The sequence below is a fragment of the Ruegeria sp. HKCCD3925 genome (assembly GCF_057221175.1).
Window position 1 is genome coordinate 299,484 of record NZ_JBWVBI010000005.1, and the last position, 21,576, is coordinate 321,059.

At 57.5% G+C, this 21,576-nt stretch carries 24 protein-coding genes; 12 read left to right on the forward strand and 12 right to left on the reverse strand.

Annotated features, from left to right (window positions below; genetic code table 11):
* Positions 1–13 precede the first annotated feature (13 nt).
* The 9 genes from AC2TEM_RS14245 to mdh all read right to left on the reverse strand — a co-directional run bounded on the left by AC2TEM_RS14245 (position 14) and on the right by mdh (position 10,651).
* On the reverse strand, positions 14–322 hold the full coding sequence (locus AC2TEM_RS14245; RefSeq protein ID WP_170423707.1) for an EthD family reductase: 309 nt from the start codon (positions 320–322) through the stop codon (positions 14–16).
* A 121-nt stretch (positions 323–443) separates the two neighbouring features.
* On the reverse strand, positions 444–1,832 hold the full coding sequence (gene lpdA / locus AC2TEM_RS14250; protein ID WP_170423709.1) for a dihydrolipoyl dehydrogenase: 1,389 nt from the start codon (positions 1,830–1,832) through the stop codon (positions 444–446).
* Between the two features lie 71 nt (positions 1,833–1,903).
* On the reverse strand, positions 1,904–2,173 hold the full coding sequence (locus AC2TEM_RS14255) for a hypothetical protein (protein ID WP_170395780.1): 270 nt from the start codon (positions 2,171–2,173) through the stop codon (positions 1,904–1,906).
* Position 2,174: 1 nt separating this feature from the next.
* Positions 2,175–3,689: a 2-oxoglutarate dehydrogenase complex dihydrolipoyllysine-residue succinyltransferase gene (gene odhB, locus AC2TEM_RS14260; protein ID WP_170423711.1), complete on the reverse strand. Its 1,515-nt coding sequence runs from the start codon at positions 3,687–3,689 to the stop codon at positions 2,175–2,177.
* A 3-nt stretch (positions 3,690–3,692) separates the two neighbouring features.
* Positions 3,693–6,650, reverse strand: coding sequence for a 2-oxoglutarate dehydrogenase E1 component (locus tag AC2TEM_RS14265; protein WP_170423713.1), 2,958 nt, complete (start codon positions 6,648–6,650; stop codon positions 3,693–3,695).
* Positions 6,647–7,186, reverse strand: a complete 540-nt coding sequence (locus AC2TEM_RS14270; RefSeq protein ID WP_170423715.1) for a DUF805 domain-containing protein — start codon at positions 7,184–7,186, stop codon at positions 6,647–6,649. The genes AC2TEM_RS14265 and AC2TEM_RS14270 overlap by 4 nt, the downstream gene beginning before the upstream one ends.
* A 34-nt stretch (positions 7,187–7,220) precedes the next feature.
* A complete protein-coding gene (gene sucD, locus AC2TEM_RS14275; protein WP_010443702.1) occupies positions 7,221–8,102 on the reverse strand; it encodes a succinate--CoA ligase subunit alpha in 882 nt (293 codons plus the stop codon).
* 83 nt (positions 8,103–8,185) lie between these two features.
* The gene (gene sucC / locus AC2TEM_RS14280) at positions 8,186–9,379 is read right to left on the reverse strand and encodes an ADP-forming succinate--CoA ligase subunit beta (RefSeq protein WP_170395786.1); all 1,194 of its coding nucleotides are present in this window, start codon (positions 9,377–9,379) and stop codon (positions 8,186–8,188) included.
* Positions 9,380–9,688: 309 nt separating this feature from the next.
* Positions 9,689–10,651 (reverse strand): malate dehydrogenase, encoded by a 963-nt coding sequence (gene mdh / locus AC2TEM_RS14285; protein ID WP_170353522.1) that lies wholly within the window; start codon positions 10,649–10,651, stop codon positions 9,689–9,691.
* 161 nt (positions 10,652–10,812) lie between these two features.
* On the opposite strand from mdh, the gene AC2TEM_RS14290 reads away from it, so the two are divergent.
* Positions 10,813–11,568 carry a sulfite exporter TauE/SafE family protein gene (locus AC2TEM_RS14290; protein WP_170423717.1) on the forward strand — a complete coding sequence of 252 codons (756 nt, stop codon included), beginning with the start codon at positions 10,813–10,815 and terminating at the stop codon, positions 11,566–11,568.
* On the opposite strand, the gene AC2TEM_RS14295 is transcribed toward AC2TEM_RS14290, so the two are convergent.
* Positions 11,565–11,864, reverse strand: a complete 300-nt coding sequence (locus AC2TEM_RS14295) for a hypothetical protein (protein ID WP_170408338.1) — start codon at positions 11,862–11,864, stop codon at positions 11,565–11,567. The two genes, AC2TEM_RS14290 and AC2TEM_RS14295, sit on opposite strands and share 4 nt — an antisense overlap.
* Before the next feature lie 175 nt (positions 11,865–12,039).
* On the opposite strand from AC2TEM_RS14295, the gene AC2TEM_RS14300 reads away from it, so the two are divergent.
* The 11 genes from AC2TEM_RS14300 (at position 12,040) to AC2TEM_RS14350 (ending at position 20,472) form a co-directional block, all read left to right on the forward strand.
* Complete coding sequence (locus AC2TEM_RS14300) at positions 12,040–12,897, forward strand: HpcH/HpaI aldolase/citrate lyase family protein (protein WP_170395792.1); 858 nt, start codon at positions 12,040–12,042, stop codon at positions 12,895–12,897.
* A 6-nt stretch (positions 12,898–12,903) separates the two neighbouring features.
* Positions 12,904–13,458, forward strand: coding sequence for an NnrU family protein (locus AC2TEM_RS14305; protein WP_170395794.1), 555 nt, complete (start codon positions 12,904–12,906; stop codon positions 13,456–13,458).
* Between the two features lie 12 nt (positions 13,459–13,470).
* Positions 13,471–13,677 (forward strand): DUF1737 domain-containing protein, encoded by a 207-nt coding sequence (locus AC2TEM_RS14310; RefSeq protein WP_170408336.1) that lies wholly within the window; start codon positions 13,471–13,473, stop codon positions 13,675–13,677.
* Positions 13,677–14,705 carry a MaoC family dehydratase gene (locus AC2TEM_RS14315; protein ID WP_170423719.1) on the forward strand — a complete coding sequence of 343 codons (1,029 nt, stop codon included), beginning with the start codon at positions 13,677–13,679 and terminating at the stop codon, positions 14,703–14,705. Before AC2TEM_RS14310 ends, AC2TEM_RS14315 begins: the two co-directional genes overlap by 1 nt.
* 66 nt (positions 14,706–14,771) lie before the next feature.
* The gene (locus AC2TEM_RS14320; protein ID WP_370644346.1) at positions 14,772–15,443 is read left to right on the forward strand and encodes a DUF1194 domain-containing protein; all 672 of its coding nucleotides are present in this window, start codon (positions 14,772–14,774) and stop codon (positions 15,441–15,443) included.
* A 207-nt stretch (positions 15,444–15,650) separates the two neighbouring features.
* Positions 15,651–16,034, forward strand: coding sequence for a succinate dehydrogenase, cytochrome b556 subunit (gene sdhC, locus AC2TEM_RS14325; protein WP_170423721.1), 384 nt, complete (start codon positions 15,651–15,653; stop codon positions 16,032–16,034).
* Positions 16,035–16,047: 13 nt separating this feature from the next.
* Entirely contained in the window at positions 16,048–16,431 is a 384-nt protein-coding gene (locus AC2TEM_RS14330; protein ID WP_170395800.1) for a succinate dehydrogenase, hydrophobic membrane anchor protein, read from the forward strand.
* Positions 16,432–16,443: 12 nt separating this feature from the next.
* Positions 16,444–18,252 (forward strand): succinate dehydrogenase flavoprotein subunit, encoded by a 1,809-nt coding sequence (sdhA, locus tag AC2TEM_RS14335; RefSeq protein ID WP_170423723.1) that lies wholly within the window; start codon positions 16,444–16,446, stop codon positions 18,250–18,252.
* A gap of 12 nt (positions 18,253–18,264) precedes the next feature.
* Complete coding sequence (locus AC2TEM_RS14340) at positions 18,265–19,044, forward strand: succinate dehydrogenase iron-sulfur subunit (RefSeq protein WP_170408332.1); 780 nt, start codon at positions 18,265–18,267, stop codon at positions 19,042–19,044.
* A 137-nt stretch (positions 19,045–19,181) separates the two neighbouring features.
* Entirely contained in the window at positions 19,182–19,322 is a 141-nt protein-coding gene (locus AC2TEM_RS14345; protein ID WP_170395806.1) for a hypothetical protein, read from the forward strand.
* Between the two features lie 286 nt (positions 19,323–19,608).
* On the forward strand, positions 19,609–20,472 hold the full coding sequence (locus AC2TEM_RS14350; protein WP_170423725.1) for a DUF1989 domain-containing protein: 864 nt from the start codon (positions 19,609–19,611) through the stop codon (positions 20,470–20,472).
* Between the two features lie 12 nt (positions 20,473–20,484).
* Here AC2TEM_RS14350 and deoD read toward each other — a convergent pair whose 3' ends face one another.
* Positions 20,485–21,195 carry a purine-nucleoside phosphorylase gene (deoD, locus tag AC2TEM_RS14355; protein ID WP_170423727.1) on the reverse strand — a complete coding sequence of 237 codons (711 nt, stop codon included), beginning with the start codon at positions 21,193–21,195 and terminating at the stop codon, positions 20,485–20,487.
* A gap of 18 nt (positions 21,196–21,213) precedes the next feature.
* Positions 21,214–21,525, reverse strand: coding sequence for an H-NS histone family protein (locus AC2TEM_RS14360; RefSeq protein WP_170423729.1), 312 nt, complete (start codon positions 21,523–21,525; stop codon positions 21,214–21,216).
* Positions 21,526–21,576 lie beyond the last annotated feature (51 nt).

Sequence of the window (21,576 nt, forward strand, 5' to 3'; positions counted from 1 at the left end):
ACATGGTTCTGATTCAGCCTATCACCTCACCGATCAGCATCTGCGGTTTGACATTGGTGAAAATTGGCAGATCAGCCAGTACAGGGCCTGCCTTTGACATACCGTCGTTCATCGCTTCCTGATCTTCAAATATGATCGTTGCGATCGCGTAGTGACCCGCCGCCTCATCCGGGCCTCCCGCAATGCCTTTGGTTACGACCGTACGTTCGATATGTGACCCCATGTGCTCGCCGACAAGCGGAAGATGTGTGTCGACATAATAGTCGAAATCGAAATGTGTTTCTGTACCTATGGGATAGATCACCTGTAAACTGACGCTCATCTGACTTCCTTTCCAAAAGCAATGGAGTCAGTAAACCGCGTCTGATCACCTGCCGCAAATGGTTTTGAGCGACACGGGGTGCCGCTCAAGGAGACTGGGTAGAGGACCTGCTCAGGTTGGGTCAGCTATGAATTGGCCCGTCACCACAGGCGAGCGCCGCCTCGCGCACTGCTTCGGAATAGGTCGGGTGAGCGTGACAGGTCAGGGCCAGATCTTCGGCTGATGCGCCGAATTCCATGGCGACGCAAACCTCGTGGATCAGGTCTCCGGCCGCGGGGCCGATGATATGCGCGCCCAGAATGCGATCGGTTTCTTTGTCTGCCAGAATCTTAACGAACCCGTCGGCTGCGAAATTCGCCTTGGCCCGGCCATTGCCCATGAACATGAACTTGCCGACCTTGTAGGCGCGGCCCTGTTCTTTGAGTGTCGCTTCGGTCTCACCCACATTGGCCACTTCGGGCCAAGTGTAGATGACCCCAGGAATGACACCATAGTTCACATGACCATGCTTGCCTGCAACCTGCTCGGCTGCGGCCATGCCCTCGTCTTCAGCCTTGTGGGCCAGCATCGGGCCTTCGGTCACGTCGCCGATGGCGTAGATGCCCGGCACGTTGGTCTGCCAATCACTACCGACCTTGATCTGGCCGCGCGGGGTCATCTCGACGCCCAAAGCGTCCAGCCCCAGCCCATCCGAATATGGCTTGCGCCCGGTGGCCACCAGTACGGTATCAGCATCGATGACGTGCTCGCTGTCATCCTTGAGCAGCTTGTACGTTACCTTGGCTTTGGTCTTGGTGGCTTCGGTCTTTTGCACCGCAGCGCCCATGACGAATTTCAAACCCTGTTTCTTCAGGATGCGCTGGAAAGTCTTCTGAACCTCGGGGTCCATACCCGGCGTGATTTCCTTGAGGAATTCGATCACCGTCACCTCTGCGCCCAAACGGCTGTAGACCGAGCCCAATTCAAGCCCGATCACACCGGCACCGATCACAATCATTTTCTTGGGAACTTTGCCCAGAGACAACGCGCCGGTCGAAGTCACCACGACCTTTTCGTCAACCTCGACGCCAGGCAGCGCCGACGGCTCAGAGCCCGATGCGATGATGATGTTCTTGGCCTCATGTACCTCATCGCCAACCTTGACCTTGCCCGCAGCGGGGATCGAGCCCCAGCCTTTAAGCCAGTCGATCTTGTTCTTCTTGAACAGAAACTCGATGCCCTTGGTGTTGCCGTCGATGACCTCGTCCTTATAGGCCTGCATCTGCTTCCAATCGACCGAAGGCGATTTCCCCTTAAGGCCCATTTTTGCAAAGTTATGTTCGGCTTCGTGCAACTGATGGCTGGCATGCAACAATGCTTTCGAGGGGATGCAGCCCACGTTCAGGCAAGTCCCACCCAGCGTCTCGCGCCCCTCGACAACTGCGGTTTTAAGGCCCAGTTGGGCGCAACGGATGGCGCAGACATAGCCGCCTGGTCCGGCGCCGATTACGATGACGTCATAATTTGCCATTACATTCTCCTAAATCGACCGGCTGATCCGGCAGCGTCCCGATCCGGTATGGCGGGTCGGGTACCTATATTTCAAACGGGTTCCAGCAGCTTGATTGATATATGCGCAATGCCGCCGCGTTCATGGTGCATCGCCAGTTCTTCGGACCCAAAAAAGGCTTTGGCCTTATCCAGATTCATAACCTCGAACATCGCTATCGCATGATCCCGCTGATCTGGATCGCGCCAGACATGCAGGTCGCGGATACCCGCGGCCTTGCGCATCGGTTGATCCTCGCGGAACACTTTCAGCCAGGCATCGAAATCGGCCACATCGGCTTGCCACAGTACATGAGTCGCCATCTTAAAGATCCATCAGCAGACGGCGCGGGTCTTCCAGCGCCTCTTTTACGCGGACAAGGAATGTCACAGCACCCTTGCCGTCCACAATACGGTGATCATAGGACAGCGCCAGATACATCATCGGGCGGATTTTGATCTCACCATTGATGACCATGGGACGATCCTGGATCTTGTGCATGCCCAGAATGCCCGATTGCGGCGGGTTCAGGATCGGTGAAGACATCAGCGAGCCGTAGACGCCTCCGTTCGAGATCGTGAAAGTGCCGCCCTGCATTTCCGCCATCGAGAGTTTACCATCACGGGCGCGCTTGCCCTTTTCGGCGATGGCTTTCTCGATCGCTGCGAAAGACATCGAGTCCGCATCCCGGATGACTGGAACCACCAGCCCTTGCGGCGTACCTGCGGCCACACCCATATGCACGAAGTTCTTGTAGACGATGTCATTGCCGTCGATCTCGGCATTCACTTCGGGCACTTCTTTCAGCGCATGACAGCAGGCCTTGGTGAAAAAGGACATAAAACCCAGACGTACGCCATGCTTCTTCTCGAACTGGTCCTTGTACTGGTTGCGCAGGGCCATCACCTCAGTCATGTCCACCTCGTTATAGGTGGTCAGGATCGCGGCGGTGTTCTGCGCGTCCTTCAGGCGCTTGGCGATGGTCTGGCGCAGACGGGTCATGCGCACGCGCTCTTCGCGGCTCGCATCCTCGGCAGCCACAGGCGCGCGCGGAGTTTGGGCAGCGGGGGCGGGCACAGCCGCCGCAGGCGCTGGGGCCGTAGCTGCTGCAACTGCCTTTGCCACATCTTCTTTCATGATACGACCATCGCGTCCGGTGCCAGTGACCTGATCCGCGGACAGACCGGCTTCGGCCATCGCTTTCTCAGCCGATGGAGCGTTGGACACGTCTTTACCTGTGCTGGCTGCAGCCGGAGCGGCGACGGCCGCCACCGGAGCCGCTGCCGCACCTGCGGCTGCGCCCGAGATCACCGCCAATTTGGCAGAAGCATCGACCGTGCTGCCTTCAGGCGCAACGATTTCAGCCAGAACGCCTGCCGCCGGGGCAGGGACCTCGACCGAGACCTTGTCGGTTTCCAATTCGCACAGCATTTCATCCTGTGCAACGCTGTCGCCGACCTGTTTGAACCATGTCGAGACTGTAGCCTCGGTGACGGATTCACCCAATGTCGGCACCATCACATCTACACTGCCGCCTGATGCTGCGGGTGCCGCTGCCGCCGGGGCCGGGGCCGCCGCTGCCGGAGCAGGCGCAGCCCCTTCGCCCGCCGCTATCGTGGCAAGCAGGGCATCGACGCCCACGGTCTCACCTTCGGCTGCAACGATCTCACCCATCACGCCAGCAGCGGGTGAGGGCACCTCGACCGTGACCTTGTCGGTCTCAAGTTCACATAGCATCTCATCTACGGCGACTGCATCGCCGGGTTTTTTGAACCAAGTCGCAACGGTGGCTTCGGTGACAGACTCGCCCAGCGTGGGAACACGAACTTCAATCGTCATCGTTTACTTTCCTTCAATGCTCAGCGCTTCGTTCACCAGCGCTTCTTGTTGGGCTTTGTGTTGGCTGGCCAGACCCGTCGCGGGCGAGGCCGAAGTTGCGCGACCGGCATAGACCGGACGAGTGTGTTTTGCGCCAATGCGGGTCAGAACCCATTCGATATTGGGCTCAATAAAGGTCCAAGCCCCCTGGTTCTTGGGTTCTTCCTGACACCAGACCATCTCGGCCCCCTTGAAGCGCTCAAGCTCGTTGATCAGCGAATGCGCAGGGAAAGGATAGTATTGCTCGATCCGCATTAAGTAGATGTCGTCGATGCCGCGCGCATCGCGTTCCTCAAGCAGATCAAAATAGACCTTGCCCGAGCACATGACGACCCGCTTGATCTTGTCATCTGCCACCAGTTTAGTGTCCGAGTTGCCCTGTTGAGCATCATCCCACAGCACCCTATGGAAGCTCGAGCCTGTGGTGAATTCCTCGGCCTTGCTGACCGCCAGCTTATGGCGCAGCAGCGACTTCGGCGTCACCAGGATAAGCGGCTTGCGGAAGGTCCGGTGCAATTGACGGCGCAGGATGTGGAAATAGTTCGCAGGCGTTGTGCAGTTCGCCACGATCCAGTTGTCCTGACCGCACATTTGCAGAAACCGCTCAAGCCGCGCAGATGAGTGTTCTGGGCCTTGCCCTTCGAACCCATGCGGCAGCAGCGTGACCAGACCAGACATCCGCAGCCACTTCGATTCACCCGAACTGATGAACTGATCGAACATGATCTGCGCCCCGTTGGCGAAATCGCCAAACTGTGCCTCCCAGAGAACAAGCGCGTTGGGCTCGGCCAGTGAATAGCCATACTCGAACCCAAGCACCGCGTATTCGGACAGCATCGAGTCAATCACGTCGTAATGTGATTGGCCCTTGCGGATATTGTTCAGCGGGTAATACCGTTCCTCGGTTTCCTGATGGACAAATCCAGAATGGCGTTGGCTGAATGTGCCACGCGTCGCGTCCTGTCCGGCCAAACGTACAGGGTAGCCTTCGGTCAGCAGAGAGCCAAACGCCAGAGCCTCGCCCGTTGCCCAGTCAAAGCCGGTTCCGTTTTCGAACATCTGTTTTTTGTGGTCCAGCAACCGGCCCACGGTTTTGTGCATCGCAAAACCTTCAGGGGTGCTGGTCAGAGCGGTGCCGATCTCGGCCAGCGTCTCTGGTGTAATTGCGGTTTCACCGCGCATGTATTCGTCTTTGTGCTTGTCCAGATGCGACCAGCGCCCATCCAGCCAGTCGGCTTTGTTTGGCTTGTAGTCTTTCCCGGCATCGAACTCTTCATTCAGATGTGCCTGAAAGGCCGCCTTCATGTCTTCAATCTCGCCTTCGGGGATAAGCCCGTCCCTGACAAGGCGCTCGGTATACAACGACAACGTGGTCTTATGCGTCTTGATCTTCTTGTACATGATCGGGTTGGTGAACATGGGTTCGTCACCCTCGTTATGACCAAACCGGCGGTAGCAGAAGATATCCAGCACCACGTCCTTGTGGAACTTCTGGCGGAACTCGGTCGCCACCTTGGCGGCATGCACCACCGCCTCGGGGTCGTCGCCATTCACGTGGAAGATCGGAGCCTCAACCATCAGCGCGATATCCGTGGGATAAGGGCTGGAACGGCTGAAATGCGGCGCGGTGGTGAAACCGATCTGGTTGTTCACCACGATATGCATGGTGCCGCCGGTCTTGTGCCCTTTCAGACCCGACAGGCCGAAGCCTTCGGCCACAACACCCTGTCCGGCAAAGGCTGCGTCGCCGTGCAGCAGAATGCCCATCACTTTGGTGCGGTCTTCGTCGTTCAACTGGTCCTGCTTGGCACGGACCTTGCCCAGAACCACCGGGTTCACTGCCTCAAGGTGCGAGGGGTTTGCGGTCAGCGACAGGTGAACGCTATTGCCATCGAACTCTCGGTCGCTTGACGCGCCGAGGTGATATTTCACGTCGCCTGATCCATCCACGTCTTCGGGCTTGAAGCTGCCGCCCTGAAACTCGTTGAAGATCGCGCGATAGGGCTTGCCCATCACATTGGCCAGAATGTTCAGACGACCCCGGTGTGGCATACCGATGACGATATCGCTGAGGCCCAAGGCGCCGCCGCGCTTGATGATCTGTTCCATCGCGGGGATCAGTGCCTCGCCACCGTCCAGACCAAACCGCTTGGTGCCCATGTATTTCACATGCAGGAATTTCTCGAAACCCTCGGCCTCGACCATCTTGTTCAGGATCGCCTTGCGGCCTTCCTTGGTGAAGGCGATTTCCTTACCGAACCCCTCGATGCGTTCCTTCAGCCACGCGGCCTCTTCCGGGTTCGAGATATGCATGTATTGCAGCGCGAAGGTGCCGCAATAGGTCCTCTTCACGATCTCGACGATTTGGCGCATGCTGGCCATCTGCAGGCCCAGCACGTTGTCAATAAAGATCGGTCGATCCATGTCAGCATCGGTGAACCCGTAAGTCTTCGGGTCCAGCTCGGGATGCGTACTGGCGGCGCGCATGCCCAGCGGGTCCAGATCAGCTGCCAGATGGCCCCGGATACGATAGGCCCTGATCAGCATCAGCGCCCGCAGGCTGTCCAGCACCGCGCGCTTGATCTGGTCATCACTGACCTCAACACCCTTGGCCGCCGCCTTGTCCTTGATTTTGTTGCCCGCTGCTTTGGCGTCGATCTCGGCCCACTCGCCAGTCAACGCACCCGTCAGATCATCGGCAGGCATCGGAGGCCAATCGCTGCGCGCCCACGAAGGGCCCTCGGCCTCGCGCTGCACATCCGGCGCGTCATCGCCCATGGCCTTGAAGAACTCGACCCAGGCTGCGTCGACCGCACCGGGGTTCTTGGTGTACTGGGCATAAAGCTGCTCCAGATATTCGGCATTATGCCCCTGCATGAAGCTTGAGGCATGAAAGGCGGTGTTGGGCGAGTGTTCGGTCATTGGGCTACCTCATATGGGTTGGGACCGTATTGGTTGGTGCCTGGTTCGCTGGGGCGGGTCAGCCACCACAGAACCAGGAGGGGCGACACAAACAGGACAAGAAGTGTCGGAATGACAATAAGAAGAGTTGCGCGGGTGAACAGGATATCCAACGTGCCGCCATGGAACTGGCTGGCAAGGCCGATGCCAAAGATCAGGACGGCAAGCGCACCAAGTATCAGCAGGATCGGCAGCAGAGCATAAAGCCCGCTGCGCCCGGTATCATGCATCCGCCGCCATGCAACGGCCAGATGCGGGAAGAAGACAATCAGGCTGACGATGCTTTGGACCGGGCCTGTTGAGGTGGCCGTGACGGATTTGGATGTTTCGGTTTCAGTCACTGCGACCTGAGTGAAGAACTGCCAGTCGATGATCCCGGCAATGATGCTCCAGATCACGATGAACAGGAAAAAAAACCAGTATTCGGGCCGCGAGGCACGGCCCGAAAAGGTGAAAAACTTGGAGAAACAGGTTCTAATGGCTTCGCCGAAAGTCATGTTTACCGCTCCTCCCAAAGCAGTCAAATTCTGGTCAACCGATGGCTTCCAGCACAGCCTCACCCAGCTGCGCCGGGCTTTCGGCCACGACGATACCAGCCGAGCGCATGGCTTCGATCTTGTCCTCGGCGCCGCCTTTGCCGCCGGCGACGATGGCGCCCGCGTGGCCCATGCGGCGGCCAGGAGGGGCCGTGCGGCCCGCGATGAACCCTGCCGTGGGCTTCTTGCGGCCTTTCTTGGCCTCATCCGCCAGGAACTGTGCAGCTTCTTCCTCGGCCGAGCCACCGATTTCACCGATCATGATGATCGACTCGGTTTCGTCATCCGCCAGGAACCATTCCAGCACGTCGATATGCTCGGTCCCTTTGATCGGGTCGCCGCCGATGCCCACGCAGGTGGACTGGCCCAGACCCACATCGGTGGTCTGTTTGACGGCCTCATAAGTCAGGGTACCCGAACGAGACACAACACCGACCGAGCCGCGCTTGTGGATGTGGCCGGGCATGATGCCGATCTTGCAGGCGTCGGGCGTGATGACACCGGGGCAGTTCGGGCCGATCAGGCGCGAGTTCGACCCTTCCAGCGCACGCTTCACCTTCATCATGTCCAGAACGGGGATGCCTTCAGTGATGCAGACGATCACTTCCATCTCGGCATCAATCGCCTCGAGGATCGAATCCGCTGCAAACGGCGGCGGCACGTAGATCACGCTGGCATTGGCTTCGGTCACATGCTTGGCCTCGTGGACCGAGTTGAACACGGGCAGGTCAAGATGTGTCATCCCGCCTTTGCCGGGGGTCACGCCGCCGACCATCTTGGTGCCATAGGCGATGGCCTGTTCGCTGTGGAATGTGCCCTGCGAGCCGGTAAAGCCCTGACAGATCACTTTGGTATTTTCGTCGATGAGGACTGCCATCTGGCGTTCTCCTTTATACGGCAGGCTTCTGCCCGCCAAAATCTTGGGAAAGGCGGGCTGAAGCCCACCCTACGGGATGACACTCAGCCTTTGACGGCCTTCACGATTTTCTCGGCACCGTCTTTCAGATTGTCCGCTGCGATCACATCGAGGCCCGAGGTGTTGATGATCTCTTTGCCCTTCTCGACATTCGTGCCTTCCAGACGCACGACCAGCGGGACCTGCAGGCCCACCTCTTTCACCGCGGCAACGACGCCCTCGGCAATCACATCACAGCGCATGATGCCGCCGAAGATGTTGACCAGAATGCCTTTGACGTTGGGGTCCGAGGTGATGATCTTGAACGCCTCGGTTACTTTCTCTTTGGTCGCGCCACCGCCCACATCCAGGAAGTTGGCAGGCTCGGCACCGTAAAGCTTGATGATGTCCATCGTGGCCATCGCAAGACCGGCACCGTTGACCATGCAGCCGATCTCACCGTCCAGCGCGATGTAGTTCAGGTCGTATTTGGACGCTTCCAGTTCCTTGGGGTCTTCCTCGGTCGTGTCGCGCAACTCGGCAATATCCGGGTGGCGGTATACCGCGTTACCATCAAAGCCGACTTTTGCGTCCAGTACTTTCAGGTCGCCCTTGTCCGAGACGATCAGTGGGTTGATCTCCAGCATCTCCATGTCCTTCTCGACGAAGGCATTGTAGAGCTGGTTCATCAGCTTGACGCATTGTTTGACCTGCGCGCCTTCCAGTCCCAACGAGAACGCGATGCGGCGGCCGTGATAGGGCTGATAACCAGTGGCGGGATCAACCGAGAAGGACAGGATTTTCTCAGGCGTCGCAGCGGCCACCTCTTCGATGTCCATGCCGCCTTCGGTCGAGCATACGAATGAGATACGGCTGGTCTGGCGGTCCACCAGCAGGGCCAGGTAAAGTTCACGTTCGATGCCCGAACCGGCTTCGATGTAGATGCGGTTCACCTGCTTGCCTGCGGGGCCGGTCTGATGGGTGACCAGCGTGCGGCCCAGCATCTTTTTGGCTTCTTCGGCGGCTTCTTCCACCGATTTGGTCAGACGGACACCGCCCTTTTCACCGGCGTCGGCCTCTTTGAAGGAACCCTTGCCGCGACCACCCGCGTGGATTTGCGCCTTGACGACCCAAAGCGGCCCGTCCAATTCACCGGCTGCGGTTTTGGCTTCCTCGGCGCGCAGAACTGCGCGACCATCGGAGACCGGAGCGCCATAGCTGCGAAGAAGCGCTTTGGCTTGATATTCGTGAATGTTCATCGAAATTGTCCCGTCTGACTACGATTACACCGTTATAGGGGTGTCTAAGCGCCAAAATTAAAGAGTTTTTTGACGGGTCACGGGAAATTGTCGAAGATTTTCAGTATTTGTGATCACAGGTTTTTGGGGTGTGATCACAAAAATTGCGGGGCGTGGAAATTGATTCGATGATCCGGGATCATGCCCACAAAACACATTCATAGATGAGTTTTGCGACGTTTGCGCGAACATCTTTTAGCCAGCTTGGCACCGTGTAAAAGAAAACCGGCCCGTGAAGAGGGCCGGTTCATTGGTTTTAGGGTTCGTGACTTAGGCCAGCGAGCTGTCGATGCCCTTGCATGCTTCGATCAGGCCCTTAACGGCATTGACCGAATTGTCGAAACCGGCCTGTTCTTCTTCGTTCAGCTTGATGTCGACGACGCGCTCGATACCACCTGCCCCGATTACGGTAGGCACGCCGACATACATGCCGTCGACACCCAGTTCGCCGTTGCAATAGGCTGCACAAGGCAGAACGCGCTTCTGATCTTTCAAATAGGCTTCGGCCATTTCGATCGCCGAAGTCGCCGGTGCATAGAAAGCCGAGCCGGTCTTCAGCAGGCCAACGATTTCTGCGCCGCCGTCACGGGTGCGCTGAACGATGGCGTCCAGTTTTTCCTGCGTGGTCCAGCCCATCTCAACCAGATCGGGCAGCGGGATACCGGCAACGGTCGAGTAGCGTACCGAAGGCACCATCGTGTCGCCATGGCCGCCCAGAACAAAGGCGGTGACGTCGCGCATGGACACATTGAACTCTTCCGACAAGAAGTGTGCGAAACGGCCCGAGTCCAGAACGCCCGCCATGCCGCAGACTTTGTTGTGCGGCAGGCCCGAGAATTCACGCAGCGCCCAAACCATCGCGTCCAGCGGGTTGGTGATGCAGATGACGAACGCATCCGGAGCGTTTGCGGCGATGCCTTCACCGACCGATTTCATGACCTTCAGGTTGATGCCCAGCAAGTCGTCGCGGCTCATGCCCGGCTTGCGCGGCACGCCAGCGGTGACGATGCAGACGTCGGCACCGGCGATGTCCTCATAGGACTGGGTGCCCTTCAGTTTGGCGTCGAAGCCTTCCGAGGGGCCGGATTCGGCGATGTCCAGCGCCTTTCCTTCCGGGGTGCCTTCGGCGATGTCGAACAGCACGACGTCACCAAGTTCTTTCATTGCAGCGAGGTGGGCGAGCGTGCCGCCGATCTGACCTGCGCCGATCAGCGCGATCTTGGGTCTGGCCATTTGGAATATCTCCGGTCGGTTTTGAAATCGCGGTTGTGCTAGTCGCAAAAGCGGCGTCACGCAAGCCTTCTGCGGCGCGGCATGCCACCGCATACCGTTTGCACCCACCCCGCCGATTGCGCTAAACCGCCTGTGAATCATGCATAATTCCGGGGTGCCTGATGTTCGACATGAACCTGATGTTTTTTGCAGTGGCGATCCCGGCGGTGATCTTCGCGGGGATCTCGAAAGGTGGGTTCGGCTCGGGAGTGGCGTTTGCATCTTCGTCGATTCTGGCTCTGATACTGACGCCAGGACAGGCGCTAGCGCTAATGCTGCCGATACTGATGGTGATCGATCTGGCGACGTTAAAGCCGTATTGGAAACGCTGGAGCTGGCCGGATTCGCGCCTTCTGATGTTGGGCGCAGTACCCGGTATCGCGCTGGGCGCGTGGCTTTATCGTGCGACGGATGACGATCTGCTACGTCTGTTGATTGGCGGAATATCGGTCGGTTTCGTGATCTGGCACGTTGCCCAGACCAGAGGCTGGGTGCGGGGCTTTGCCAACCAATTGCCTCCATCGGCGGGTTTGTTTGCCGGGCTTATCGCCGGATTCACCAGCTTTGTCAGCCATGCGGGCGGCCCACCCGCCGCCGTATACCTGCTGTCACAACGCCTGACGAAAACCGAATTTCAAGCCTCGACCGTGCTGGTCTTCTGGGTGATCAACGCCGTCAAATTCGTGCCCTTCGCCTATCTGGGCCTCTTCACTTGGCACACAGCCTTGGCAGACCTGTTGCTGACCCCGTTTGCGATCCTCGGGGCCTGGCTGGGCGTCCGGGCGCATTTCATGCTCTCCGAACGATTGTTTTTCAACATTGCCTACGTCTTGCTGACCCTGACGGGAAGCAAACTTATTTGGGATGCGCTGGTTTAGGCGTTGGGCGGCAATGCTTCGGCCAGTGTTTCATAAGACTGGCCCGAGGCGATCAGGCAGGTCACACCTTCCGGCAAGGTCACAACAATGGTCCAACTGCCGGTTTGGTCCGAGGCAAAAACCTCCATCACCGCTCCCCGACGCGCAATACCGATGCCTCGTCGGGTTTCGCCATATGACTTTGTCAATCGCTTGATCACGTCTTCGCGTGGCGCACAATTCTGTGCGCTGACTTGTTGCGCTGCCAGTACCATGATGCCCAAGCCAATCGTCATTTTCAGCATAATCGTTTTCATTGGTCACCCCTTTCAAGCTCTTCCTCAAAGCAGCGTGCCGTAGGCAAAAGGACATCGCGTTAAGGCAACGCACGTTGCGCAGCGCAGGAAATGCTGCGCTGCGGCGATTTTGTTCTTGAACTTTCCGTCAAAAAATGCCCCATTCCGCGCAACATTATTTCAATGGGAGAGTCCCGTGGACCCGCGCCAACGCCCCTATCGCTCGGTACTATACATCCCCGGCTCGCGTGAACGCGCGCTTGATAAGGCCCGCACATTGCCGGTGGACGCCATCATCTTTGATCTTGAAGACGCGGTTGCGGCTGATGAGAAAGAGAACGCGCGCGAGACCCTCAAGGCGGCTTTGGCCGCCGGAGGCTATGGCGCTCGGGTCAAGATCGTGCGGATCAACGGGCTTGATACCGAATGGGGGCGCGCGGATGCCGAAGCCGTGCGCGAGATGGATGCAGATGCCGTTCTGTTGCCAAAGGTGAGTTCTGCTGCGGATGTGGATGCGCTGACCTCAATCACCGGAGACCTGCCGATCTGGGCGATGATGGAGACGCCGCGCGGGATGCTGAACGCAGCCGAAATTGCCGCACATCCGCTGATGGCAGGCTTTGTCATGGGGACCAACGATCTTGCGAAAGAGCTGCAGACGCGCTTCCGCCCCGACCGTTTGCCGATGATGACCTCGCTTGGCCTGTGCCTGTTGGCGGCCAAGGCAGAGGGGCTGATCATCGTCGATGGCGTCTACAATGCCTTCAAGGACACCGACGGTCTGGCCGCCGAGTGTGCCCAGGGCCGCGACATGGGCTTTGATGGCAAAACCCTGATCCACCCGGCCCAGGTCGACATCGCAAACTCCGCCTTTGCCCCTTCCGAGGATGAGATTGATCTGGCTCGCCGTCAGATTGCCGCTTTCGAGGAAACCGAGTCGCAGGGGCAGGGGGTCGCCGTTGTCGATGGCAAGATTGTTGAAAACCTACACGTTGTAACTGCCCGCGAAACTCTGGCAAAAGCAGAGGCGATAGTAGCTTTGCAAGCGGGGTAAGCCAGTATGGGCTTTGTTCTTCTGATCCTTGGTGTGGCACTTTGGTGGGCCGCACATCTTTTTAAGCGCGCGATGCCGGAACGACGTGCCGCCATGGGCGACGCGGGCAAGGGCGTCGTGGCGCTCGCCTTGGTGGCCTCGGTATTGTTGATGATCTTCGGTTATCGCATGACCGATTTCATATATGTCTGGGCGCCGCCAACCTTTCTGATTCACGTCAACAACCTGCTGGTGTTGATCGCGTTCTATCTGGCCAGCCCTGCGGGAACCAAAGGTCGCCTGTTGAACAAAGTCCGTCACCCCATGCTGGGTGGCTTTAAACTCTGGGCCTTTGCGCACCTGTTGGTGAACGGTGATCTGGCCTCGATCATCCTGTTTGGTGGCTTGCTGGCCTGGGCAATTGTCGAAGTGATCGTGATCAACAAATCCGAACCAGACTGGGCGCCGGGCGAACCCGGCACATACGGCAAAGATGCCATGTTCTTTGTGGGCTCCATCGTGCTGCTGGGCGTTGTGGGCTATATTCACGGGCTGGTTGGTCCGTCTCCGTTTGGTGGATAAGGGACCTAATCAATGGCGAAACTTTATCGTTTGTTGACCGAGGAAGACACATCAGCCTTCTGCCACAAGGTCTCGGACGCGTTGGCAAAGGGATGGGAGCTTTATGGCGACCCGTCCTATGCCTTTGACGCCGCAAATAACGTGATGCGTTGCGCGCAGGCTGTGACCAAAGAGGTCGCCGCTGATTACACCCCCGACATGAAACTGGGACAGCAATAATGGCAAAAACCAATCCGGGTAACTTTTTCGAGGATTATTCAGTCGGTCAGATCCTGCATCACGCCGTGCCGCGCACGGTGACGGATGGCGAGCGCGCGCTTTATCACGCGCTCTACCCTGCACGACACGCACTCTATTCCTCGGATGAGTTTGCCCGGAATTGTGGCCTGCCGCAAAGCCCGATTGATGATCTGGCGGCGTTCCATGTGGTATTCGGCAAAACGGTTCCCGATATCTCGCTGAACGCGGTCGCCAATCTGGGCTATGCCGAGGGTCGCTGGCTGAAACCGGTCTATCCCGGCGATACCTTGCGCGCCGAATCCGAGGTGATCGGCCTCAAGCAAAACTCAAACGGCAAAACCGGTGTCGTCTGGGTCCGCACCCGCGGGCTGAACCAGCGCGACGAAGTGGTGATCGAGTATGTTCGCTGGGTCATGGTGCGCAAATCAAACCTCGATGCGCCTGCACCAGAGACGGTGGTGCCCAATCTGAAAAAGGCGCTTGATGTCAGCGATCTGGCGGTACCGCAGGGGCTCGATTTCTCGAAATATAATTTTGTACAATCCGGCGAAAACCACCGCTGGGATGCGTACAACACGGAAGAAACGATCGATCACGTCGATGGCGTGACCGTCGAAGAGGCCGAGCACATGCTGGCCACCCGCCTGTGGCAGAACACCGCCAAAGTGCATTTCGACCTCACCTTCCGTCCAGAGGGGCGGCTGATCTATGGCGGCCACGTTATCTCAATGGCGCGTGCCTTGTCGTTTAATGGCCTGGCGAATGCGCAGATGATCGTTGGTCTGAACGGCGGTGCCCACGCCAATCCTTGTTTCTCGGGCGATACGATCAAAGCCTGGTCCGAAGTTTTGGACAAGGCCGAGACCGGAACTCCCGGAATCGGTGCCATCCGCTTGCGCCTTGTTGCGACCAAAGGCGGCGAGCCCTTCGTTCTGCGCAATGACGAGGGGAGATATCTTCCTAACGTTCTGCTAGATTTGGATTATTGGGCTCTTATGCCGATGTAGCCAATGCCTTCTGGCGGCTGACATTCAAGTGATCACGGTCCGCGAAATCCATGCTACGCTTGGCGCATGATGATGTTTCGTGCGCTCGCCGCCAGCCTGTATCTGGCATCTCAGGCCTATGCTTGTGATTTGGCTCTGGCCTTGGCCGTAGACGTTTCAGGCTCGGTTGATTCCGAGGAATATCGTATCCAAATGGACGGTCTTGCCGCAGGTCTGCGGGACCCTATCGTATCCGAGGCCTTGGTGCGCGGACAGGCTCGGCTGATGCTCGTGCAATGGACAGGCAGTTCTCGCCAGAGGATCACGATCCCCTGGACCCGGATCGATAGTTTTAACACCTTGGACAGTTTTGCTGATCAGGTCGCAGCTGATCCTCGTGTCTGGCGTAACTTCTCAACTGCGATAGGTGAGGCGCTCGATATGACGGTTGCCAGCTTTGACGACGTGCCCGAATGCGAAAGGCATCTTATTGATCTTTCGGGCGACGGAATTTCGAATGAAGGAATCGAGCCGTCGACCATCCACGCCAAACTGCGGGATCGCGGCATCACCGTGAACGCGATCGCGATTGAAGAAAGTGAACCCGATCTGACAGCCTATTTCTTCGAGAACGTCATCGTTGGCGAGGGGGCCTTTGTCGTCTCTGCAGCAGGCTTCGCGGATTATCCCGAACGTATTCGCAAGAAGCTTTTACGCGAGGTGACACAGCAGACTGCAGGGCTGACGCCGCTCCAATAATAGATTCGTGATCACATTGCTTTTTCATTGAAAACGCTAACATTGGCGGTATCGAATGTGATTTGTGATCACGAGAATATTTTGTGTGATCACAAACACGGCTTATCAGCGATTTTGCGTTAAATTTACTGGATTTTGCACCTGCAGCGCGTGACAGAGTCGTAAAAAACAGTAAAACGTTCGGTAGCCAACCGAAAAGGAGCCAACATGGCCGATGTAAATCGAGGCAACCGCCCGCTTTCTCCACATTTGACGATCTATCGTCCACAGATGACGTCCATATCTTCGATTATGGTGCGCATCACGGGTCTTGCGTCTTTTGGTTTGGCTTTGTTGGTCGTCTGGTGGTTACTTGCTGCGGCCACATCGGAAAGCGCCTTTGAGCTGATCAATGGATTGATGACCAGTTTCCTGGGTGATCTGATCATGTTCGGCGCGGCTTGGGCCATTTTCTATCACATGCTGGGCCGTTTGCGGCACGTCATCTGGGATCTGGGATATTGCGTGGATGTTGAGGTGTCCGAGAAGATGGGCATTGGCATGTTCGTGCTGGCAACTGTTCTGGCTCTGATCACAGCCGTAGCGCTTTAAGGGGAGGTTCGCGATGCAGTTTCTCACAGACCGTAAACGCGCGCAGGGCATGGGGGCCGGACGTGCAGGTACACATCACCACTGGCAAATGATGCTCAGCTCGGCGGCATTGGTCATCCTTGTACCGCTGTTTGTATTTACCTTCGGGCACGCCCTAGGTGGAACCTACGAAGAGGCTCTGGCCTATTACAGCCGCCCGTTCCCGGCGATTATCATGGGTCTGACACTGGTTGTTGTCGTCCCGCATTTGTTGCGCGAAGCCCAGGAAGCGATTGAGGACTACGTGCATGGCGTCGCGGAAAAGCTGGCGCTGATGGCCGCGCAAGCTTTTGCATACACACTGATTGCTGCGGGTCTGTTTGCGCTCGCGCGTCTGGCCCTCGGATATGCGCAGTAAGGAACAAGAACAATGACAGCAGCATATGAATACGAAACCCACGAATATGACGTGGTGGTTGTCGGTGCCGGTGGCGCGGGTCTGCGTGCAACATTGGGCATGGCCGAGCAGGGTTTGCGCACCGCTTGCGTGACGAAGGTATTCCCGACCCGTTCACACACAGTGGCCGCCCAAGGCGGCATTGCGGCGTCCTTGTCGAATATGGGGCCAGACCATTGGCAGTGGCACATGTATGACACCGTCAAGGGCTCGGACTGGCTGGGTGACACCGATGCGATGGAATACCTCGCGCGTGAAGCACCCAAAGCCGTATATGAGCTAGAACATTACGGAGTGCCATTCAGCCGGACCGAAGAAGGCAAGATCTATCAGCGCCCATTTGGTGGCCACACCACCGAATTTGGCGAAGGCCCCGCTGTGCAGCGGACCTGTGCCGCCGCCGACCGGACCGGTCATGCGATCCTGCACACGCTGTATGGTCAATCGCTGAAGAACAACGCCGAGTTCTACATCGAGTATTTCGCCATTGATCTGATAATGTCTGAGGACGGACAGTGTCAGGGTGTCGTGTGCTGGAAGTTGGACGACGGCACGATGCACGTCTTCAACGCCAAGATGGTTGTTCTGGCGACCGGCGGCTATGGCCGCGCCTATTTCAGTGCAACCTCGGCACATACCTGCACCGGCGACGGTGGCGGTATGGTGGCCCGCGCGGGTCTTGCACTGCAGGATATGGAGTTTGTTCAGTTCCACCCAACCGGCATCTACGGATCGGGCTGCCTGATCACCGAAGGTGCACGTGGTGAAGGCGGATACCTGACCAACTCGGAAGGCGAGCGGTTCATGGAGCGCTATGCGCCTCAGTACAAAGACCTCGCGCCGCGCGACTACGTTAGCCGTTCAATGACCATGGAAATTCGCGAAGGGCGCGGCCACGGTGACAACGGCGATCACATCCATCTGAACCTCAGCCATTTGCCAGCCGAAGCTTTGGCGGAACGCCTACCGGGCATTTCAGAATCTGCGCGCGTCTTTGCCGGTGTTGACGTTACCAAGGAACCGATCCCGGTTCTGCCGACCGTGCACTACAACATGGGCGGTATCCCGACGAACTATTGGGGTGAAGTTCTGAACCCGACAGCCGACAACCCGACCGCCGTGGTCCCTGGTCTGATGGCTGTGGGCGAGGCCGGGTGTGCCTCGGTTCACGGGGCAAACCGTCTTGGTTCAAACTCGCTGATCGACCTCGTGGTCTTTGGCCGCGCTGCGGCGATCCGAGCGGGCAAAGTTGTGGATGCCGACGCGTCGAACCCGGTTCTGAACCAGGCCTCTGTCGATAAGGCGTTTGACAGGTTCGATGCGGCGCGCATCGCCAGCGGTGCAATTCCAACCGCAGATCTGCGGCTTGAGATGCAGCGCACCATGCAAGAGGACGCGGCGGTTTTCCGCACCTCGAAGACCATGGCTGAGGGCGTCGAGAAGATGACTGCGATCGCCGCCAAGATGGATGATCTGAAGGTTTCTGACAGATCGTTGGTCTGGAACAGCGATCTGATGGAGACGCTCGAGCTTACCAACCTGATGCCAAGCGCGCTCGCCACCATCGTTGGTGCCGAAGCGCGTAAGGAATCCCGCGGTGCGCACGCCCATGAAGATTTCACCGAGCGCGACGATGAGAACTGGCGCGTCCACACGGTCAGCCGTGTCGATGGCAACAAAGTAGAGCTTAGCTACCGTCCGGTTATCGTTGATCCGCTGACGACCGAAGACGAAGGCGGCATCAGCATGAAAAGAATCGCGCCCAAGGCGCGGACGTTCTAAGGAGAGGAACTTATGGTACAACTGACCCTCCCCAAGAATTCCCGGATCACCACCGGTAAAACCTGGCCCAAGCCCGATGGCGCGACCAATGTGCGCAAATTCCAGATCTATCGCTGGAACCCGGATGATGGCCAGAACCCACGTGTCGATACCTATTTCGTCGACATGGACACTTGCGGCCCGATGGTTCTGGACGCGCTGATCAAGATCAAGAACGAGATTGACCCAACCCTGACTTTCCGCCGGTCCTGCCGCGAGGGCATCTGTGGTTCCTGCGCGATGAATATCGACGGGATCAACACGCTGGCCTGTATCTATGGCATGGATGAGATCAAGGGCGACGTGAAAATCTATCCGCTGCCTCATATGCCAGTGGTCAAGGACCTGATCCCTGATCTGACTCATTTCTACGCCCAACACGCCTCGATCATGCCGTGGTTGGAGACTAAGACCAATCGTCCGGCAAAAGAGTGGAAGCAATCCATCGAAGACCGCAAGAAATTGGATGGTCTCTATGAATGTGTGATGTGTGCCAGTTGTTCGACCTCGTGCCCCAGCTACTGGTGGAACGGCGACCGTTATCTCGGCCCTGCCGCGCTGTTGCATGCTTACCGCTGGATCATCGACAGTCGGGATGAGGCCACCGGTGAGCGCTTGGACGAGTTGGAAGATCCGTTCAAGCTGTATCGCTGCCACACCATCATGAACTGCGCCAAGACCTGCCCCAAGGGTCTGAATCCGGCCAAAGCGATTGCAGAAATCAAGAAGATGATGGTGGACCGCGCGGTCTGATCACGCACCAAAACAAAGCACTTGCCGGGTTGCGGCAAGTGCATGCCGCCTCTGCAAAACTATGCGATGCGCTTGTACAAGCGCGGATCTAAAGTCCGCGCAGGGGGGAGTGATGAGTTCGAAAAGAGGTCACTCCGATGAACATGCAAAACCAAAAACACGACGCGGCCAAAGCGCTGGAATTTCTGGAGCAAGCCTGGGCCTACTATACGCCCGAGCCCAAAGTTCCGGCCAAAGACGAAACACCAGAATTGTTTGAATATGCGAACGCGGCCTGACCGTGTCGCGCGGGCTTGAAAATTACGACACAATAGGCAATGCAGAGCTATGCCCGTTCTATTGCTTCTGCTCGCCGCTGGCGTATTTGCCTATTTTTTCTGGCGGTCCCGCACGTCGTCTCTAACGCGCGACTGCAGGTGGCGGCAACATCGAAGCGAGGGCCAGTGGCGCTGTGCTTACTGTGGCGCGGTGTCAAAATCTGACGTTGAGCCCACGCAGTGTCTGAAAGGGCAATAGCTGCTGTTTGGGGTTTCCCACCGGGCCGAACTGCGCCACTCTCGGCCCATGTCAGAATCTCGGAATACTCCCCGCCCACCCATGGATGCAGATGCGCGCCGCGCGATTGCGCCCGTTATTTGCTACCCGAATGAAGGGCTACCAAAACCCGATCTAGGGCTCTATCAAACTGCGCGTGATACAGCGCACAAAACGGGTGAGGTGTTGGTGCCACCGCGAGATGCGCAATGCTTTGAGGTGCCTGCAGGGCATTTCTTTCGGATCACTTCTGTTGAAGGATCGCAAGTTGGCGATCTAAACCTGTGGAACCTCAACGACCTTTCCGAGCGGTTCTATTCCGGCAAGACGCGCGCGTTGCATGGCACACATATCACCGTGGGTGAGCGCATGTGGTCGAGCTTTCCACATATGCGACCGATGGCGACAATCATTGCAGATACGCTGGGGTGGTACGGAATCGATGATTTCGGCGGGTCGGTGCACGATGTGATCGGGACCCGATGTGATCCCTATACCGGTAATCTGCTAACTGGATCCCAGTACCATCACTGTTGCCATTCGAATCTGACACGCGCGCTGGCGGATCATTTGGGCGTCTCTTTGGCCGAAGCCGAGCCTTCGGTACATGATGTATTGAACGTGTTCATGTGCACCGGTTTCACGCGTGATACCGGGCAGTATTTCATGAAAGCCTCACCTGTCCGTCCGGGAGACTATCTTGAGTTTTTCGCCGAGATTGACCTGCTGGGAAATCTAAGCGCGTGCCCGGGCGGTGATTGCTCGTCCGAGCATTCATCGGATACCGCAGCCTGTTATCCCCTATTGGTAGAGACCTTTGCCCCGGCTGAAGGTGCGCTTGAGGGATGGCGCAGCCCCGCGCGCAACGGATATGACCGCACGCACGGGCGCTAGATATCGCGCAATTCAGCTGTCCGGGAACGCCGCCTGCAGCGCGATTTCGACCATGTCGCCAAAACTGCTTTCTCGGTCCGAGGAGGGCAGGGCTTCGCCGGTCAGCAGGTGGTCCGAGACTGTCAGTACCGCCAATGCGCGGCATTTGTGACGCGCGGCAAGGATGTAAAGCTCTGCCGCTTCCATCTCGACACCCAAAATACCGTGCCGAACCATTTGTTCGTTCAGGTCCGGGCGTTCGTCATAAAAGACATCGGATGAATAGATGCCGCCAACATGGGTTGGCGTACCTTTGGCTTGTGCAGCCAATGCTGCAGACTGCAAAAGACCCCAATCCGCGCAAGGGGCGAAGTTCACCTCTTTCATAATCCCGCGCGAAGGGGTGCTGAGTGTGGTCGACGTCATCGCCAGAATAACATCACGCACATTCACACTGTCTTGCATCCCGCCACATGACCCGATCCGGATCAGAGTTTTGGCGCCGTAGTCACGGATCAATTCGTTCACGTAGATCGACAGAGACGGCATCCCCATGCCACTACCCTGAATGGTAACACGATTTCCTTTCCAGGTGCCGGTGAACCCCAGCATGCCACGCACTTCGTTTACCAGCTTTACGTCTTCAAGAAACGTTTCGGCCGCCCATTTTGCGCGATACGGGTCGCCGGGCAAAAGAACGGTTTCGGCAATCTCGCCTTTTTGGGCTCCAATATGGATAGTCATTTTGCCACTTTCCCCCGATCAGATTTCCAGATCAGTAATATCGGTACCGGCTTTTATGGCGTCATGAACCCACTGCGGTTTGCGGCCCCGCCCAGTCCAGGTTTGCGACGGATTGTTCGGATTTTGATATTTCGCTTTAGATGATTTTACCGACTTAGCGCTGTCTCCTGACAATTCAGACAACGAAAACCCATATTCCGCCGCCGCCTTTTCGGCGGCTTTCAACGCTTCTTTTCGCTCACGCACTTCGGCGGTTTTTAGCGCCTTTTCGACCCGATTGCGCAATTCGAGCAGTTCTTTGCGCGACATTATTTCAAGATCGATCGCCATAATCTTCTCCATTTCGGCTATTCCCCTACTTATTGCAGGGGAAATTGAATA

What these genes read in the sequence shown, in the direction of transcription:
- AC2TEM_RS14245 (WP_170423707.1), bottom strand. Translation starts at nt 322, where the DNA reads ATGAGCGTCAGTTTACAGGTGATCTATCCCATAGGTACAGAAACACAT.
- lpdA (WP_170423709.1), bottom strand. Translation starts at nt 1,832, where the DNA reads ATGGCAAATTATGACGTCATCGTAATCGGCGCCGGACCAGGCGGCTAT.
- AC2TEM_RS14255 (WP_170395780.1), bottom strand. Translation starts at nt 2,173, where the DNA reads ATGGCGACTCATGTACTGTGGCAAGCCGATGTGGCCGATTTCGATGCC.
- odhB (WP_170423711.1), bottom strand. Translation starts at nt 3,689, where the DNA reads ATGACGATTGAAGTTCGTGTTCCCACGCTGGGCGAGTCTGTCACCGAA.
- AC2TEM_RS14265 (WP_170423713.1), bottom strand. Translation starts at nt 6,650, where the DNA reads ATGACCGAACACTCGCCCAACACCGCCTTTCATGCCTCAAGCTTCATG.
- AC2TEM_RS14270 (WP_170423715.1), bottom strand. Translation starts at nt 7,186, where the DNA reads ATGACTTTCGGCGAAGCCATTAGAACCTGTTTCTCCAAGTTTTTCACC.
- sucD (WP_010443702.1), bottom strand. Translation starts at nt 8,102, where the DNA reads ATGGCAGTCCTCATCGACGAAAATACCAAAGTGATCTGTCAGGGCTTT.
- sucC (WP_170395786.1), bottom strand. Translation starts at nt 9,379, where the DNA reads ATGAACATTCACGAATATCAAGCCAAAGCGCTTCTTCGCAGCTATGGC.
- mdh (WP_170353522.1), bottom strand. Translation starts at nt 10,651, where the DNA reads ATGGCCAGACCCAAGATCGCGCTGATCGGCGCAGGTCAGATCGGCGGC.
- AC2TEM_RS14290 (WP_170423717.1), top strand. Translation starts at nt 10,813, where the DNA reads ATGTTCGACATGAACCTGATGTTTTTTGCAGTGGCGATCCCGGCGGTG.
- AC2TEM_RS14295 (WP_170408338.1), bottom strand. Translation starts at nt 11,864, where the DNA reads ATGAAAACGATTATGCTGAAAATGACGATTGGCTTGGGCATCATGGTA.
- AC2TEM_RS14305 (WP_170395794.1), top strand. Translation starts at nt 12,904, where the DNA reads ATGGGCTTTGTTCTTCTGATCCTTGGTGTGGCACTTTGGTGGGCCGCA.
- AC2TEM_RS14310 (WP_170408336.1), top strand. Translation starts at nt 13,471, where the DNA reads ATGGCGAAACTTTATCGTTTGTTGACCGAGGAAGACACATCAGCCTTC.
- AC2TEM_RS14315 (WP_170423719.1), top strand. Translation starts at nt 13,677, where the DNA reads ATGGCAAAAACCAATCCGGGTAACTTTTTCGAGGATTATTCAGTCGGT.
- AC2TEM_RS14320 (WP_370644346.1), top strand. Translation starts at nt 14,772, where the DNA reads ATGATGATGTTTCGTGCGCTCGCCGCCAGCCTGTATCTGGCATCTCAG.
- sdhC (WP_170423721.1), top strand. Translation starts at nt 15,651, where the DNA reads ATGGCCGATGTAAATCGAGGCAACCGCCCGCTTTCTCCACATTTGACG.
- AC2TEM_RS14330 (WP_170395800.1), top strand. Translation starts at nt 16,048, where the DNA reads ATGCAGTTTCTCACAGACCGTAAACGCGCGCAGGGCATGGGGGCCGGA.
- sdhA (WP_170423723.1), top strand. Translation starts at nt 16,444, where the DNA reads ATGACAGCAGCATATGAATACGAAACCCACGAATATGACGTGGTGGTT.
- AC2TEM_RS14340 (WP_170408332.1), top strand. Translation starts at nt 18,265, where the DNA reads ATGGTACAACTGACCCTCCCCAAGAATTCCCGGATCACCACCGGTAAA.
- AC2TEM_RS14345 (WP_170395806.1), top strand. Translation starts at nt 19,182, where the DNA reads ATGAACATGCAAAACCAAAAACACGACGCGGCCAAAGCGCTGGAATTT.
- AC2TEM_RS14350 (WP_170423725.1), top strand. Translation starts at nt 19,609, where the DNA reads ATGTCAGAATCTCGGAATACTCCCCGCCCACCCATGGATGCAGATGCG.
- deoD (WP_170423727.1), bottom strand. Translation starts at nt 21,195, where the DNA reads ATGACTATCCATATTGGAGCCCAAAAAGGCGAGATTGCCGAAACCGTT.
- AC2TEM_RS14360 (WP_170423729.1), bottom strand. Translation starts at nt 21,525, where the DNA reads ATGGCGATCGATCTTGAAATAATGTCGCGCAAAGAACTGCTCGAATTG.